The sequence below is a fragment of the Streptomyces shenzhenensis genome (assembly GCF_021462265.1).
GTDB lineage: Bacteria > Actinomycetota > Actinomycetes > Streptomycetales > Streptomycetaceae > Streptomyces > Streptomyces shenzhenensis.
Genome location: NZ_JAJONF010000025.1, coordinates 42,680 through 57,679, shown reverse-complemented (window position 1 = coordinate 57,679; position 15,000 = coordinate 42,680). Strand labels below are relative to the sequence as shown.

Genomic DNA, 15,000 nt, shown 5'->3' with positions numbered 1-15,000 from the left:
ACTGTGGCACTGAGTGCCGCTGGGGTCCCCAACCATGGCACTCGGGGTTATGGTGCAGTTGCCTCCGCCTACACCCATGAGGAGCCGCCCCATGTCCGACTTCGTACCAGGGCTCGAAGGAGTCGTCGCGTTCGAGACGGAGATCGCCGAACCGGACAAGGAGGGAGGCGCCCTGCGGTACCGGGGCGTCGACATCGAGGATCTGGTCGGGCACGTGTCGTTCGGGAACGTGTGGGGACTGCTCGTCGACGGGGCCTTCAATCCGGGGCTGCCGCCGGCCGAGCCGTTCCCGATTCCGGTCCATTCGGGCGACATCCGGGTGGACGTGCAGTCGGCGCTGGCCATGCTCGCTCCGGTGTGGGGGCTGAAGCCGCTCCTCGACATCGACGCCGGGCAGGCCCGGGAGGACCTGGCGCGGGCGGCGGTGATGGCGCTGTCGTACGTCGCCCAGTCCGCGCGCGGGCAGGGGCTGGCGATGGTGCCGCAGCGGGAGATCGACAAGGCGCACTCGGTGGTCGAGCGGTTCATGATCCGGTGGCGTGGGGAGCCGGATCCGAAGCATGTGGCGGCCGTGGACGCCTACTGGACGTCCGCCGCCGAGCACGGGATGAACGCGTCCACGTTCACGGCGCGGGTGATCGCGTCGACCGGTGCGGATGTCGCGGCCGCGCTGTCGGGTGCGGTGGGGGCCATGTCGGGGCCCTTGCACGGGGGTGCGCCGTCGCGGGTGCTCGGGATGATCGAGGAGATCGAGCGGACCGGGGACGCGGTGGGGTACGTCAAGCGGGCGCTGGACCGGGGTGAGCGGCTGATGGGGTTCGGGCACCGGGTGTACCGGGCGGAGGATCCGCGGGCTCGGGTGCTGCGGCGGACGGCGCGGGAGCTGGGGGCGCCGCGGTTCGAGATCGCGGAGGCGTTGGAGAAGGCGGCGCTTGAGGAGCTCCACAACCGTCGGCCGGATCGTGTGCTCGCCACCAATGTGGAGTTCTGGGCGGCGATCATGCTGGACTTCGCGGAGGTCCCGGCGCACATGTTCACGTCGATGTTCACGTGTGCGCGGACGGCGGGGTGGTCGGCGCACATCCTTGAGCAGAAGCGGACGGGGCGGTTGGTGCGGCCGTCGGCGCGGTATGTGGGGCCGGGGGTGCGGAGGCCTCAGGACATCGAGGGGTACGGGGACATCGCCCACTGAGGGAGCCGGGCGGGGTGCCTGGGCGGGTGCGGGGGTGTGGGGGCTGGTCGCGCCCACGCGGCGGCAGCCGCACACCAGGCACTGCCCCGCGCCCCTGAGAACGGCGCTGCGCGCCTGTTTCAGGGTTCAGTCCAGCACCTCGTCCAGCAGTGCCGCCCACTGGGCGACGACGCGCTCCCTCCGCGCCCCGTCGTCGGTCAGGAGATTGGCCAGGCCCAGGCCCCGCGCCATGTCCAGGAGGCCCTGGACCGTCTCCCGGGCGCCGGGGCGGGATTCGTCGGCGGCCAGGAGGTCGACGGCGATGCGGTGGGTCTCGCGGCCCACGCGGGCCTCCAGTTCCGTCACCCGGGGGCGGAGCTGGTCCTCGTTGGAGGCGGCGACCCAGAGGTGGAGGGCGGCGCGGAAGAGGGGGCCGGTGTAGAGGTCGACGAGGGCCGACACGACTGCTCGGCGGTCGCCGGTGGTGCCCTCCGGGAACAGGGCGCGCAGGGCCGTGGAGCGTTCCTCGGCGACGTATTCGACGGCCGCTGTGAACAGGTCCTCGCGGGTTGGGAAGTGGTGCTGGGCGGCTCCTCGGGAGACGCCGGCGCGTTCGGCGACGACGGAGACCGTGGAGCCCGTCCAGCCGCGCTCGGCGAGGCAGGCCACGGCCGCCTCCAGGAGCCGCTGCCGGGTGGCCCGGCTGCGGTCCTGTTTCGGGGCGCGTTCCGCCGTACTCACACCACCCACGCCGCATCCCGTCGTTCGAGGAAGGCTGTCATCCCCTCGCGGGCCTGGTCGGAGGAGAACAGCCGGGCCGAGAGCGCGGTGAGGGTGGCCGCGTCCCGGTCGAATGTCTCCAGCACCCTAGCCGTGAGCAGCCGTTTCGTCTCGGTCAGGGCCTGGGGCGAGGAGCGGCGCAGGCCGTCGAGGACGGGGGCGAGGGCGGTGTCGACGTCGTCGGCGGTGGTGGTGATCAGGCCCAGGCGCACGGCCTCGGGCGGGTCGAAGCGTTCGCCGGTGAGGTAGTAGCGGGCGAGGGTGCGGGGGTCGGTGCGCGGGAGGAGGGGGAGGGAGATCACCGCGGGGGCGACACCGATCCGCACCTCGGTGAAGGCGAAGGTGGATTCGGTGGACGCGGCGGCGATGTCGCAGGCGGCGAGCAGGCCGAGGCCGCCCGCGCGGACGTGGCCGGTGACGCGGGCGACGACCGGCTTGGGCAGCTCGACGATCTGGCGCAGGAGCTGGACGAAGGCGTCGGGGTCGGGCGGGTCGCGCAGGTCGGCGCCGGCGCTGAACGTCGTACCGGTGTGGGTGAGGACGACCGCGCGGACGCCGGGGTCCTTGGAGCAGTCGGTGAGGGCCTCGGCGAGTTCGGCGACGAGGGCGGCGGACAGGGCGTTGCGGGTGGCGGTGGCGTCGAGGCTGAGGGAGGTGACGGCACGCGCGTGTGTCTGTCCGATCAACGTCATGGGCCCTCCTCGGGTTCCCCGGCCTTGGCGAGGGCGCGCAGTTCGCGGCGGAGTATCTTCCCGGAGGCCGCGCGGGGCACGCCGGTGATGAAGGTGACCTTGCGGACGCGTTTGTAGGGCGCGACGCGTTCGGCGACGTACAGCATGGTCTCGTTCTCGGTGAGGTCGGCGGCGGCGGGCTGGCGGACGACGAAGGCGTGCGGGATCTCGTTGCCGTCCTCGTTGTAGGCGCCGACGACGGCGGCGTCGGCGATGCCCGGGTGGGTGAGCAGCAGGGCCTCCAGTTCGGCGGGGGCCACCTGGAAGCCCTTGTACTTGATGAGTTCCTTGACCCGGTCGACGACGAACAGCCAGCCGTCCGTGTCGACGTGGCCGACGTCCCCGGTGTGCAGCCAGCCGTCGGTGTCGATCATGTCGGCGGTGGCGTCGGGGCGGCCGAGGTAGCCCTTCATGACCTGGGGGCCGCGGATGAGGATCTCGCCGGGTTCGCCGGTGCCGATGTCCTTGCGGGGGTCGTCGAGGGACACGATCCGCATCTCGGTGCCGGCGATGAGCTTGCCGACGGTGCCGGGCGGTGCCTGGTGCATGGCGTCGAGCGGGACGACGTGGGTGCCGGGCGAGAGTTCCGTCATGCCGTAGGCCTGCGCGACCGGCGGCAGGCCGAGCCGCTGCGAACAGGCCGCGGCGAGGCGGGCGTCCAGGGGGGCGGCGGCGCTCATGACGTACTTCAGGGAGGACAGGTCGTAGTCGGCGACGGCGGGGTGCTTGGCGAGGGCGAGGACGATCGGCGGGGCGACGTACAGGCCGGTGATGCGGTGGTTCTGGATTGCCGCGAGGAAGGTTTCCAGCTCGAAGCGGGGCAGTACGACGACGGTGGCGCCCGTGCGCAGCGGCGCGTTCATGAGCGCGGTGAGGCCGTAGATGTGGAAGAGGGGGAGGACGGCGAGGATGCGGTCGCCGGGGCCGGCCGGGACGGCGGGTTCCAGCTGGACGAGGTTGGTGGCGATCTGCCGGTGGGTGAGCATCACGCCCTTGGGGACGCCGGTGGTGCCGGAGGAGTACGGCAGGGCGGCGACGTCCTCGACGGGGTCGATGTCGACCTCGGGCTCGGGGGCGGTGGAGCCGAGCATGTCGATCAGGGACCGGTGTCCGGGCGCGCTGTCGCAGACGAATATCTCCGCGATGCCGCCGGCGAGTTCGGCGGCCCGGCGGGCGGCCTCCAGCAGCGGCGAGACGGTGACGATCCAGCGGGCCGCGGAGTCCTTGAGCTGTTTGGCGAACTCCTCGGGGGTGGCGAGCGGGTGCACGGTGGTGACGGCGGCACCCGCGCGCGTGGCCGCGTAGAACGCCGTCGGGAAGGCGACCGTGTTCGGGCTGTGCAGGGCGAGCACGTCGCCCTTGCGGACGCCGGCGTCGGCGAGCGCGGCCGCGATCCGCCGGTGGAAGCGGTCCAGTTGTGCGTACGTGATGGTGGTGCCGTCGGTGCCGTCGATCAGGGCGGGCGCGTCACCGAAGCCGGCGGCCCGGCCCAGTACGGCCTCGTGGATGGGGAGTTCTACGGGCTGGACGTCTGCGTACTCGCTGCGGAACACGGTTCCTCCAAGGCGGCCTTGGGCCTCAGTACGACTTGGGCAGGCCGAGGGTCTGGTGGGAGACGTAGTTGAGAATCATCTCCCTGCTCACCGGAGCAATACGAGCCACGCGCGAGGCTGTTATCAACGAGGCGAGCCCGAATTCCCGCGTGAGTCCGTTGCCGCCGAGGGTGTGCACGGACTGGTCGACGGCCTTCACGCACGCCTCCGCCGCCGCGTACTTCGCCATGTTGGCGGCCTCACCGGCGCCGATGTCGTCGCCCGTGTCGTAGAGGTGGGCCGCCTTCTGCATCATCAGGCGGGCGAGTTCGAGGTCGATGTGCGCCTGGGCGAGGGGGTGCGCGATGGCCTGGTGGGCGCCGATGGGGGCTTTCCAGACGGTGCGGTCACGCGCGTACTCGATCGCTTTGGACAGGGCGTAGCGGCCCATGCCGATCCCGAACGCGGCCGTCATGATCCGCTCCGGGTTGAGGCCGGCGAACAGTTGCAGCAGGCCGGCGTCCTCGTCGCCGACGAGGGCGTCCGCGGGCAGCCGTACGTCGTCCAGGGTCAGCTCGAACTGCTTCTCGGAGGCGCTGAGTTCCATGTCGATGGGGCGCCTGTGGAAGTTCTCGGCGTCCGTCGGGACGATGAACAGGCAGGGCTTGAGGCGGCCGGTGCGGTCGTCCTCGGTGCGGCCGACGATCAGGACGGCGTCAGCTGTGTCGACGCCGGAGATGAAGACCTTGCGGCCGGTGAGCAGCCAGTCGCCGGTGTCCGGGTCGCGGCGGGCGGTGGTGGTGATGCGGTGGGAGTTGGACCCGGCGTCGGGTTCGGTGATGCCGAAGGCCATCCGGCGTGAGCCGTCGGAGAGTCCGGGCAGCCAGGCCCGCTTCTGTTCCTCGGTGCCGAAGCGGGCGATCACCGTGCCGCAGATCGCGGGTGAGACGACGAGCATGAGGAGCGGGCAGCCCGCGGCGCCCAGTTCCTCCAGGACGATGGAGAGTTCGGTGATGCCGCCGCCTCCGCCGCCGTGCTCCTCCGGGAGGTTGACGCCGAGGTAGCCGAGTTTCCCGGCTTCGTTCCAGAGCTCGGTGGGGTGGCGGCCCTCGGCGATGGTGCGGGTGATGTAGTCGCGGCCGTACTTCGCGCCCAAGGCGGCTACCGCTGCGCGGAGTGCCTTGTGTTCGTCCGTTTCGATCTGGGGGATCACGGTGCTCCTTCGGGTGCGGGTTGTGTGTGGTTGCTCGCGCTCACGCGGCGGTAGCCGCATGTCGAATACGGCCCCGCGCCCCTAAAGGGGCGCTTGTACTACCGCCAGGAGAGAGCCGGGCTCTACCTGCTGTCCTACGACCACTCGCAGCTCGCTCAGCATGCCTGTGACCGGTGCTGTGATCTGGTGCTGCATCTTCATCGCCTCCAGCCAGAGCAGTGGCTGGCCGGCCTCGACCGATGCACCCTCGGCCAACCCCTCGGCGATCCGTACAACCGTCCCCGGCATCGGTGCCAGCAGGGACCCGGGCGCCAGTTGGGCCTTCGGGTCCGGGAAGCGGGGCAGGGCGGTGAGGGTGGTGTTGCCGACGTGGATCCGGTCGCCGTACCTGGACACCTGGAACCTGCGGTGGACGCCGTCGATGTCGAGCACGACGAGGCGCGCGTCCGTGTGCACGACCCGTACGCCGTCTGCCGTGAGGCCCTCGCGGGTGTGCCGGTAGTGGACCTCGTGTTCCTCGCCGGCCATCAGGTAGCGCTTGGTCTGCGGCTGGGAGGGCAGGTTGCGCCAGGCGCCGAAGCGGGAGCGGCCGTGGGCGTCGGCCAGGGCGGCGGCGAGGGGGGCGTGCGGGTCGGGGGCGGGCGGTGTCAGCTCCGCGAGGTGGCGGTCGTAGAAGCCCGTGTCCATGCGGGCGGCGGCGAACTCCTCGTGGCGCAGGGAGCGGACGAGGAGGTCGCGGTTGGTGGTGGGGCCGTGCAGGGTGGCCTGTTCCAGGGCGTGGGCCAGTTTGCGCAGGGCCTCCGCGCGGGTGGGGGCGTGGGCGACCGCTTTCGCGAGCATCGCGTCGTAGTGGACGCCGATCTCGTCGCCGTCGGTGTAGCCGGTGTCCAGGCGGACGCTGTCCGGTACGGCGAGGCGGTGCAGGGTGCCGGTCTGCGGGGCCCAGTCGCGGGCGGGGTCCTCGGCGTAGAGGCGGGCCTCGATCGCGTGGCCGTGCGCGCGTGGCGGGTCGAGGGGCAGGGCGTGGCCCTCGGCGACGCGGATCTGTTCCGCGACGAGGTCGAGGCCGAACACCGCCTCGGTGACGGGGTGTTCCACCTGGAGGCGGGTGTTCATCTCCAGGAAGTGCGCCCTGCCGTCGGCGACGAGGAACTCGACGGTGCCGGCGCCGGCGTAGGCGACGGCCCGCGCGGCGCGCACGGCGAGCGCGTGCAGCTCCTTCACCAGCCCCTCGGGGAGGCCGGGCGCCGGTGCTTCCTCGATCACCTTCTGGTGTCTGCGCTGGAGTGAGCAGTCGCGCGTGCCGAGCGGCCAGACGGTGCCGTGCGTGTCGGCGAGGATCTGCACCTCCACATGGCGGCCGTGCTCGATGTAGGGCTCGACGAAGACCTCGCCGTCACCGAAGGCGCTCGCGGCCTCGGCGCGCGCGCCCTGCAGCGCGGCGCCCAGTTCGTCGAGGCGGCGCACGACGCGCATGCCGCGCCCGCCGCCGCCGGCGGCCGCCTTGACGAGCACCGGCAGGTCGGACTCGGTCACCTCGCCCAGGGGCGCGATCCCCATCAGCTCCTTGGCGCGGGTCTTGGACGCCATCGCCTCGATCGCCTCCGGCGGCGGCCCGATCCAGACCAGCCCGGCGTCGATGACGGCACGCGCGAAGCCGGCGTTCTCGGAGAGGAAGCCGTACCCGGGGTGCACGGCGTCCGCGCCGGCGCTGACGGCGGCCTTCACGACCAGGTCGGCGCGCAGGTAGGTGTCGGCGGGTGTGGCGCCCGGCAGCCGTACGGCGGTGTCGGCCACGCGCGCGTGCAGCGCGTTCGCGTCGGCGTCGGAGTGCACGGCGACGGTCTTGATGCCGAGTGCGGCGCAGGTGCGGAAGATCCGGCAGGCGATCTCGCCGCGGTTGGCGACGAGCAGGGTCGAAATCACGTGGTCCCTCACATCCGGAAGACGCCGAAGCCGCCCCGCGCGCCTTCGTAGGGGGCGGTGTGGATGGCGGACAGGCACAGGCCGAGGACGGTGCGGGTGTCGCGCGGGTCGATGACGCCGTCGTCGTACAGCCGCCCGGACAGGAACTTCGGCAGCGACTCGGACTCGATCTGCTGCTCGACCATGGCGCGCAGGGCCGCGTCGCCGTCCTCGTCGTACGGCAGTCCCTTCGCGGCGGCCGACTGGCGGGCGACGATGGAGAGCACGCCGGCGAGCTGCTGCGGGCCCATGACCGCGGACTTGGCGCTGGGCCAGGCGAACAGGAAACGGGGGTCGTAGGCGCGGCCGCACATGCCGTAGTGCCCGGCGCCGTAGGAGGCGCCCATGAGGACGGAGAGGTGCGGGACGCGGCTGTTGCTGACCGCGTTGATCATCATCGCGCCGTGCTTGATGATGCCGCCCTGCTCGTACTCCTTGCCGACCATGTAGCCGGTGGTGTTGTGGAGGAAGAGGAGGGGGATGTCGCGCTGGTTGGCGAGCTGGATGAACTGGGCGGCCTTCTGGGACTCCGCGGAGAACAGCACGCCCTGGGCGTTCGCCAGGATGCCGACCGGGTAGCCGTGCAGGGCGGCCCAGCCGGTGGCGAGGCTCGTGCCGTACAGCGGCTTGAACTCGTCGAAGTCGGAGGCGTCGACGAGCCGGGCGATCACCTCGCGCGGGTCGAAGGGGATCTTGAGGTCGCCGGGGACCACGCCCAGCAGTTCCTCCGGGTCGTACTTGGGCGGTTCGGCCGGGGCGGGGTCGGGGTGGGCCTTGCGGTGGTTGAGGCGGGCGACCACCCGCCGTGCCTGGCGCAGCGCGTCCGGTTCGTCGACGGCGAAGTAGTCGGCGAGGCCCGACACGCGCGCGTGCATCTCCGCGCCGCCCAGCGACTCGTCGTCGCTCTCCTCGCCGGTCGCCATCTTCACGAGGGGCGGTCCGCCGAGGAAGACCTTGGCGCGTTCCTTGACCATGATCACGTGGTCGGACATGCCGGGGACGTAGGCGCCGCCGGCCGTCGAGTTGCCGAAGACGACGGCGATGGTGGGGATGCCTGCGGCCGAGAGCCGGGTCAGGTCGCGGAAGATGGCGCCGCCCGGGATGAAGATCTCCTTCTGGGAGGGCAGGTCGGCGCCGCCGGACTCGACCAGGCTGATGCAGGGCAGCCGGTTGGCGAGGGCGATGTCGTTGGCGCGCAGGGCCTTCTTCAGCGACCAGGGGTTGCTGGCGCCGCCGCGCACGGTCGGGTCGTTGGCGGTGATCAGGCACTCCACGCCCTCGACGACCCCGATGCCGGTGACCAGGGAGGCGCCGACGGCGTAGTCGCTGCCCCAGGCGGCCAGCGGGGACAGCTCCAGGAAGGGCGTGTCGGGGTCGAGGAGGAGTTCGATGCGCTCGCGGGCGAGGAGTTTGCCGCGCCCCCGGTGGCGTTCGACGTACTTCGCGCCGCCGCCCGCGAGGGCCTTGGCGTGCTCGGCCTCCAGGTCGGTGAGCCTGGCGAGCATGGCGTCGCGGTTCGCCCGGTAGTCCGGCGAGGCGGTGTCCAGCGCCGAGGAGAGGACGGTCACAGCAGAGCCTCCGGGATGTCCAGGTGGCGGGAGCGGAGCCATTCGCCGAGGGCCTTGGCCTGGGGGTCGAAACGGTGCTGGGCGGCCACCCCCTCGCCGAGCACGCCCTCGACGGTGAAGTTGAGGGCGCGGAGACGGGGGAGCGGGTGCCGGGTGACCGGCAACGCGCGGGTCTCGGGCAGGAGGCGGCGGAAGGTGTCGACGGTCAGGGTGTGCGCGAGCCAGCGCCAGGCCTCCTCCGAGCGCGCCCAGACGCCGACGTTGGCGTTCCCGCCCTTGTCCCCGCTGCGGGCCCCGGCGACCAGCCCGAGCGGGGCGCGCCGGGTGGGACCGCCGGCCGGGTACGGCTCGGGCAGCGGTGGTGCGGGCGGGTCCTGGAGTACAAGGGTGTCCTGGGCCGGCGGCACAGGGATCCGTCGCCCGTCGTGGAGGACGGCCACATGGGGCACGTCGCCCTGTGGGACGTACACATCCTCGAAGACCCCATAGGGTGCGCCCTTCCCCGGTGGGGCGAGCACATGGAAGCCGGGGTAGCTGGCGAGCGCCAGTTCCACGGCGGCTCCGCTCAGCGTCCGGCCCACGGTCTGCTGGTCCTGGTCCCGTACGACGAGCCGGAGCAGCGCGCTGGCGGTCTCCTCGGTGTCCGCGTCGGGGCGGTCGGTACGGACCAGTTCCCAGCGGACCTCTTCGGGGGCCGACTTGGCGAGCGCGAGCGCGTCGGTCATCTGCTCCCGTGCCAGCGCGGCCTTCGCCTCGATGTCGAGCCCGGTGAGCACGAAGACGACCTCGTTCCGGAAGCCGCCCAGCCGGTTGCGGCCGACCTTGAGGGTGGGGGGCGGTGCCTCGCCCCGTACGCCCTCGATCCGTACCCGGTCCGGGCCGTCCTGGCTGAGCCGCACGGTGTCGAGGCGGGCGGTGACGTCGGGTCCCGCGTACCGGGCGCCGCCGGTCTCGTAGAGGAGCTGGGCGGTCACCGTGCCGACGTCGACGAGGCCGCCGGTGCCGGGGTGCTTGGTGATGACGCAGCTGCCGTCCTCGTGGAGTTCGGCGAGCGGGAAGCCGGGCCGCCGCAGGTCGCGGCCGGCGGCCCCCGCCTCGGCGAAGAAGGCGTAGTTGCCGCCGGTGGCCTGGGTCCCGCACTCCAGGACGTGCCCGGCGACGACGGCACCCGCGAGCCGGTCGTGGTCCCCGGGCCGCCAGCCGAAGTGGGCGGCGGCGGGGCCGGTGACCAGGGCCGCGTCGGTCACCCGGCCGGTGACCACGATGTCGGCGCCGGCCCGCAGGCACTCGGCGATCCCGAAGCCGCCGAGATAGGCGTGGGCGGCGAGGCTGCCGGGGTGGGCGGCGGTGAGGTCGTCGCCCTCCACGTGTGCGACGCGCGCCGGGATGCCGAGCCGGCCGGCGAGCTGCCGTACGGCGTCGGCGAGTCCGGCCGGGTTGAGGCCGCCGGCGTTGGTGACGATCCGCACGCCCCGCTCCTGGGCCAGGCCCAGGCAGTCCTCCAGCTGGCGCAGGAAGGTGCGGGCGTATCCGGCGCCGGGGTCCTTGAGCCGGTCGCGGCCCAGGATGAGCATGGTCAGCTCGGCGAGGTAGTCGCCGGTGAGGACGTCGAGTTCGCCGCCGGTGAGCATCTCGCGCAGCGCGTCGAAGCGGTCGCCGTAGAAGCCGGACGCGTTGCCTATGCGCAGGGTCACGGGGTGTCGCCCTTCGGGGTGCGGCCGGGGCCGGGCGGGCCGGCGAAGGCCTGGGCGATGTCCAGCCAGCGGTCGGCGTCGGGGCCGACGGCTTCGAGGGCGAGGTCGGCGCGGTTCGCGCGCTGGGTGACCAGGAGGCAGAAGTCGAGGGCGGGGCCGGTGACCCGGTCGTCGGCGTCCTCGGGGCCGTAGGTCCACCGCTCGCCGGACGGGGCGGTCAGTTCGACGCGGAACTCCTCGAAGGGCACGGGCAGTCCGTGCACGCCGAAGGCGAAGTCGCGGGTGCGGACACCGAGGCGGGCGATGTGCCGGAGCCGGTCGGTGGGGGTGGGGGTCACGTGCAGCGCGTCGGCGATGTCCAGGCCGTGCGCCCAGGTCTCCATCAGCCGGGCGGTGGCCATGGAGGCGACCGACATAGGGGGGCCGTACCAGGGGAAACGCGCCCGCGGGGGCGCCGCGCGCAGTGCCTGGTCGAGGGCCTCGCGGCCGGCTCGCCAGTCCGCGAGCAACCGGCCGGGGGGCTTCGCGGCGCCGTCCTCGGCCCCGTTGTCCACGAAGTCCCCGGGTGCGGCCAGTGCCTTCTCGACCTCGCGGGCGAAGGCGTCCTGATCGGTCACGGCCAGCAGCGAGGAGTGGTCGGTCCAGGCGAGGTGGGCGATCTGGTGGGCGACGGTCCAGCGGGGCGCGGGGGTGGCGAGAGCCCATTGCTCGGTCCCCAACTCGGCTACCAGCCGGTCGAGTTCCGCACTCTCCTCGCGCAGGTCGTCGATGACGGGCGTCGGATCGGACATGGGGAGGAGCATGGCAGTGACCCAGGAAACAATCAAGCACGCTTGCATGAATTTGGCGGCCGCGATGGGAGGGGGCGGGCACGCGGCGGGGTTGCCGGTGGCCTGGGTGGGGGAGGGAGCCCTGGTGGGGCGGGAGCCCGGACGGCCCGGGAGCCCGGACGGTCCGCGGGCCGGGTGGTCCACGGGCCGGGTGGTCCACGGGCCGGGTGGTCGCGGGGCCCGGGACACGGCGGCGTGGGCGGCGTCGGTGTCGACGGCGGCGTCCCGGTCCCGTACGTCGAGAGCGGCGCTCTCGGCCGTGCCGCCCGCCGCGGTGATCTCGCCGACGACGCCCCCGGGGGGTGCTTCTTGGTGACCTCTGCCGACGTCCAAGGGGTGCTTCTTGGCGACCTCTGCCGACGTCCAAGGGGTGCTTCTTGGCGACCTCTGGAGTCACCCTGGGTCAATCCTTGGCACAGCCCGCCGTGGCACCCGGACCGTCATGCCCTATGTTCGATGCGAACATCCGGCGATGGAGTGATGTGTGAGGCGTGCGGGGCGTGCGGAGGACAGATGAACTCGCCGTCGGGGCGGAGACGGCCGCGGTCGTCGGACTCCCGGCGGACGGCCACCCGGCGGACGCGGGCACCGAGGATCCGCCACCGCCCGACCCCCCACGTTTCTGGCCCCTTCTCCTGGTGGCCGCCGCCGTCCTGCCCGGCACGGCGCTCTTCCTCGTGGGCCAGGGCGTCAGCAAGGCCGCGCTGCAGGCCTGGCAGACGGTGTGCCTCGCCGTGATCGTGCAGGCGACGCCGTTTCTGCTGCTCGGTACGGCACTGTCGGGGGCGATCAACGCGTTCGTGCCCGAGCGGGTGTTCACGCGGCTGCTGCCCAGGCGGCCCGCGCTCGCCGTGCCGGTAGCCGGAGTCGCCGGGGTCGTGCTGCCGGGGTGCGAGTGCGCGTCGGTGCCGGTGGCGAACAGCCTGATCGGACGCGGGGTCACCCCGGCCGCCGCGTTCGCGTTCCTGCTCTCCGCGCCCGCCATCAACCCGGTCGTGCTCACCGCCACCGCCATCGCCTTCCCCGGCACTCCCCTCATGGTGCTGGCCCGGCTGCTCGCCTCGCTGGTCACCGCCGCCGTGATGGGCTGGCTGTGGCTCTGGCTGGGCCGGGAGGAGTGGCTGCGGCCCGCCGTACGGCACACCGGGCACCAGCCGGGGCACCACCGCTGGACGGAGTTCCGGCGCGCCTTCCAGCACGACTTCCTCCAGGCCGGCGGTTTCCTGGTGATCGGCGCGATGGCCGCGGCCACCTTCAACGTGGCCGTACCGCGTTCGGTGCTCGACACCTTCTCCGGTTCACCCTGGCTGTCGGTGCTGTTCCTGGCCGCGCTGGCGATCATCCTCGCGGTGTGCTCGGAGGCCGACGCGTTCGTGGCGTCCTCGCTCACGGGTTTCTCGCCCACCGCCAGGCTGGCGTTCATGGTGGTCGGGCCCATGGTCGACCTCAAGCTGATCGCGTTGCAGGCGGGCACCTTCGGCCGGGCCTTCGCGGCCCGCTTCTCTGCCGCCACCACGGTCGTCGCGGTCCTGTGCAGTGTGCTGGTCGGAGGGGTGCTGCTGTGAGACGTCCGCTTCAGGTGACCCTGCTGGTCCTCAGCGGCCTCGGCCTGCTGCACGCCTCCCTCTTCACCGACCTGTGCCTGCGCTACGTCAAGCCCGGGATGCGGCCGCTGCTGATCGCGTCCGGGTTCGTACTGCTGGTGCTGGGCATCGTGGAGGCGGCGGCGCGGGAGAGGCGGGGTGACCGGGACGAGCAGGGCAGGCATGGTGCTCGCACACATGGCGCCGGACCACACAACCCGCCGGAACACACTCACGGTCACGAACCACACCCCCGTGACGACGACGGCCACGGCACCGGCCATCACGGTCACGACCACGCGGCCGTCCCCCGGGTGGCCTGGCTGCTGCTGCTCCCCGCGCTGAGCCTGCTCTTCTACGCCCCGCCGGCGCTCGGCGCGTACACCGCGGCCCGGCAGCCCGCCAAGGTCATCGCGGAGCAGGACGGCTTCGATCCGCTGCCGAAGACCTCGCCGCTGCCCATCACGCTCACGGACTTCACCACGCGGGTGCAGCAGGACCGCTCACTCGCCATCAAGGCGCGGACGGTGGAGATGAGCGGGCTGGTCACGCCCGTGCCGGGGGGCGGCAGCTGGGATCTGACCCGGATCATCATCTCCTGCTGCGCGGCCGACGCGCAGTCGGTGAAGGTGCGCGTCTACAGCAGCAGCATCCCGCCCGCCAACACCTGGGTCTCCGTCACGGGGAACTGGCATCCGGGCGGGAAGCTGGGCACGAGGTCCGCGCCGGTCGCGCTGGACGCCCAGACCGTGAAGAGGATCCAGCGGCCCTCGAACGGGTATCAGGACGCGCTGCCGTTCCCTTCCCGCTGAGCGGCGGCCACCGGCTCCGGCTGAACGCCGCCGACCGGCTCCGGCTGAGCGCCGGCCGGTTTCCGCCCGGCTCCCGCCTGGGAGCGGACCGCGCCGATGCTCGCCGCGATGACGAGGGCGACGGCGGCCGTCTGGGTCGCCGTCAGGGCCTGGCCGAGGACGAGGAAGCCGGCGATGGCGGCGATGGCCGGTTCCAGGCTCATCAGGACGGCGAAGGTGGGGGCGGGCAGGCGCCGCAGCGCGAGGAGTTCGAGGGTGTAGGGCAGGACCGAGGAGAGGATCGCCACCGACGATCCCAGGGCGACGGTGGTCGGGTTCAGGAGTCTGCCGCCGGCCTCGGCGATGCCCAGCGGGAGGAACAGCAGGGCCGCGACCGCCATGGCCAGCGCGAGGCCGTCGGCCTGCGGGAAGCGGCGGCCGGTGCGGGCGCTGAAGATGATGTAGGTGGCCCACATGGCGCCGGCACCCAGGGCCAGGCCCACACCCACGGGGTCGATGCCGCTGAAGTTCCCGCCGCCGAGCAGGAAGACGCCGCCGAGTGCCAGTCCCGCCCACAGTGCGTTGACCGCGCGCCGGGAGGCCAGCACGGACAGGGCGAGCGGCCCCAGCACCTCCAGCGTGACGGCGAGGCCCAGCGGGATGCGGTCGACGGACTCGTAGAACAGGCCGTTCATCGCGCCCATGGTGACGCCGAAGACGATCACCGTGCCCCAGTCGGTGCGGGAGTGGCCGCGCAGCCGTGGCCGGCAGACGACGAGCAGGACCACGGCGGCCGCGAGGAGCCGCAGGGTCACCACACCGAGCGCGCCCGCCCTGGGCATCAGGGTCACCGCGAGGGCGCCGCCGAACTGCACGGAGATCCCTCCGGCGAGCACCAGCCCGACGGGACCGAGCGAGCGGCGCCGGCCCGGGAGGCCGGTGACGGCGGGCGCGGACACCGGGGTGATCGTGGGCGTCGACGCCGGCTGCGAGGTGCTGGGGGTGGTCACGGGCGGTCCAGGAGATTCGTCGTTCATTACGATGCACTTCTCAGTCCATGGTAATGGACTACGACAGGCGCGTGAACCTCTTATGGAACTGTCCTGGATGCTGAGATGCCGAGGCGTTGAGGCGTCGGCGCC

At 72.6% G+C, this 15,000-nt stretch carries 12 protein-coding genes; 3 read left to right on the top strand and 9 right to left on the bottom strand.

Features of this window, described 5'->3' with window-relative positions:
• Positions 1-91 precede the first annotated feature (91 nt).
• Entirely contained in the window at positions 92-1,192 is a 1,101-nt protein-coding gene (locus tag LQ326_RS28420; RefSeq protein WP_234541509.1) for a citrate synthase 2, read from the top strand.
• Positions 1,193-1,318: 126 nt separating this feature from the next.
• Here LQ326_RS28420 and LQ326_RS28415 read toward each other — a convergent pair whose 3' ends face one another.
• The 8 genes from LQ326_RS28415 to LQ326_RS28380 all read right to left on the bottom strand — a co-directional run bounded on the left by LQ326_RS28415 (position 1,319) and on the right by LQ326_RS28380 (position 11,445).
• Complete coding sequence (locus tag LQ326_RS28415) at positions 1,319-1,921, bottom strand: TetR/AcrR family transcriptional regulator (RefSeq protein WP_234541507.1); 603 nt, start codon at positions 1,919-1,921, stop codon at positions 1,319-1,321.
• Positions 1,909-2,643: an enoyl-CoA hydratase family protein gene (locus LQ326_RS28410; RefSeq protein ID WP_234541506.1), complete on the bottom strand. Its 735-nt coding sequence runs from the start codon at positions 2,641-2,643 to the stop codon at positions 1,909-1,911. Before LQ326_RS28410 ends, LQ326_RS28415 begins: the two co-directional genes overlap by 13 nt.
• On the bottom strand, positions 2,640-4,235 hold the full coding sequence (locus tag LQ326_RS28405) for a 4-coumarate--CoA ligase family protein (protein ID WP_234541504.1): 1,596 nt from the start codon (positions 4,233-4,235) through the stop codon (positions 2,640-2,642). The genes LQ326_RS28410 and LQ326_RS28405 overlap by 4 nt, the downstream gene beginning before the upstream one ends.
• A gap of 25 nt (positions 4,236-4,260) precedes the next feature.
• A complete protein-coding gene (locus tag LQ326_RS28400; protein ID WP_372496979.1) occupies positions 4,261-5,424 on the bottom strand; it encodes an acyl-CoA dehydrogenase family protein in 1,164 nt (387 codons plus the stop codon).
• Positions 5,425-5,508: 84 nt separating this feature from the next.
• Positions 5,509-7,353 (bottom strand): acetyl/propionyl/methylcrotonyl-CoA carboxylase subunit alpha, encoded by a 1,845-nt coding sequence (locus LQ326_RS28395; RefSeq protein WP_234541500.1) that lies wholly within the window; start codon positions 7,351-7,353, stop codon positions 5,509-5,511.
• 8 nt (positions 7,354-7,361) lie between these two features.
• Positions 7,362-8,960 carry an acyl-CoA carboxylase subunit beta gene (locus LQ326_RS28390; protein ID WP_234541498.1) on the bottom strand — a complete coding sequence of 533 codons (1,599 nt, stop codon included), beginning with the start codon at positions 8,958-8,960 and terminating at the stop codon, positions 7,362-7,364.
• Entirely contained in the window at positions 8,957-10,654 is a 1,698-nt protein-coding gene (locus LQ326_RS28385; protein WP_234541497.1) for an acyclic terpene utilization AtuA family protein, read from the bottom strand. Before LQ326_RS28385 ends, LQ326_RS28390 begins: the two co-directional genes overlap by 4 nt.
• Positions 10,651-11,445, bottom strand: coding sequence for a TIGR03084 family metal-binding protein (locus LQ326_RS28380; RefSeq protein WP_234541709.1), 795 nt, complete (start codon positions 11,443-11,445; stop codon positions 10,651-10,653). The genes LQ326_RS28385 and LQ326_RS28380 overlap by 4 nt, the downstream gene beginning before the upstream one ends.
• A 539-nt stretch (positions 11,446-11,984) precedes the next feature.
• Here LQ326_RS28380 and LQ326_RS28375 point away from each other — a divergent pair.
• On the top strand, positions 11,985-13,049 hold the full coding sequence (locus LQ326_RS28375; protein ID WP_234541496.1) for a permease: 1,065 nt from the start codon (positions 11,985-11,987) through the stop codon (positions 13,047-13,049).
• Positions 13,046-13,879 carry a TIGR03943 family putative permease subunit gene (locus tag LQ326_RS28370; RefSeq protein WP_234541494.1) on the top strand — a complete coding sequence of 278 codons (834 nt, stop codon included), beginning with the start codon at positions 13,046-13,048 and terminating at the stop codon, positions 13,877-13,879. Before LQ326_RS28375 ends, LQ326_RS28370 begins: the two co-directional genes overlap by 4 nt.
• On the opposite strand, the gene LQ326_RS28365 is transcribed toward LQ326_RS28370, so the two are convergent.
• The gene (locus LQ326_RS28365) at positions 13,849-14,895 is read right to left on the bottom strand and encodes an EamA family transporter (protein ID WP_268207658.1); all 1,047 of its coding nucleotides are present in this window, start codon (positions 14,893-14,895) and stop codon (positions 13,849-13,851) included. The two genes, LQ326_RS28370 and LQ326_RS28365, sit on opposite strands and share 31 nt — an antisense overlap.
• Positions 14,896-15,000 lie beyond the last annotated feature (105 nt).

Excerpts from the sequence above, each read along its gene's own strand:
- LQ326_RS28420 (WP_234541509.1), top strand. The coding sequence starts at position 92 with ATGTCCGACTTCGTACCAGGGCTCGAAGGAGTCGTCGCGTTCGAGACG.
- LQ326_RS28410 (WP_234541506.1), bottom strand. The coding sequence starts at position 2,643 with ATGACGTTGATCGGACAGACACACGCGCGTGCCGTCACCTCCCTCAGC.
- LQ326_RS28380 (WP_234541709.1), bottom strand. The coding sequence starts at position 11,445 with ATGTCCGATCCGACGCCCGTCATCGACGACCTGCGCGAGGAGAGTGCG.
- LQ326_RS28365 (WP_268207658.1), bottom strand. The coding sequence starts at position 14,895 with ATGAACGACGAATCTCCTGGACCGCCCGTGACCACCCCCAGCACCTCG.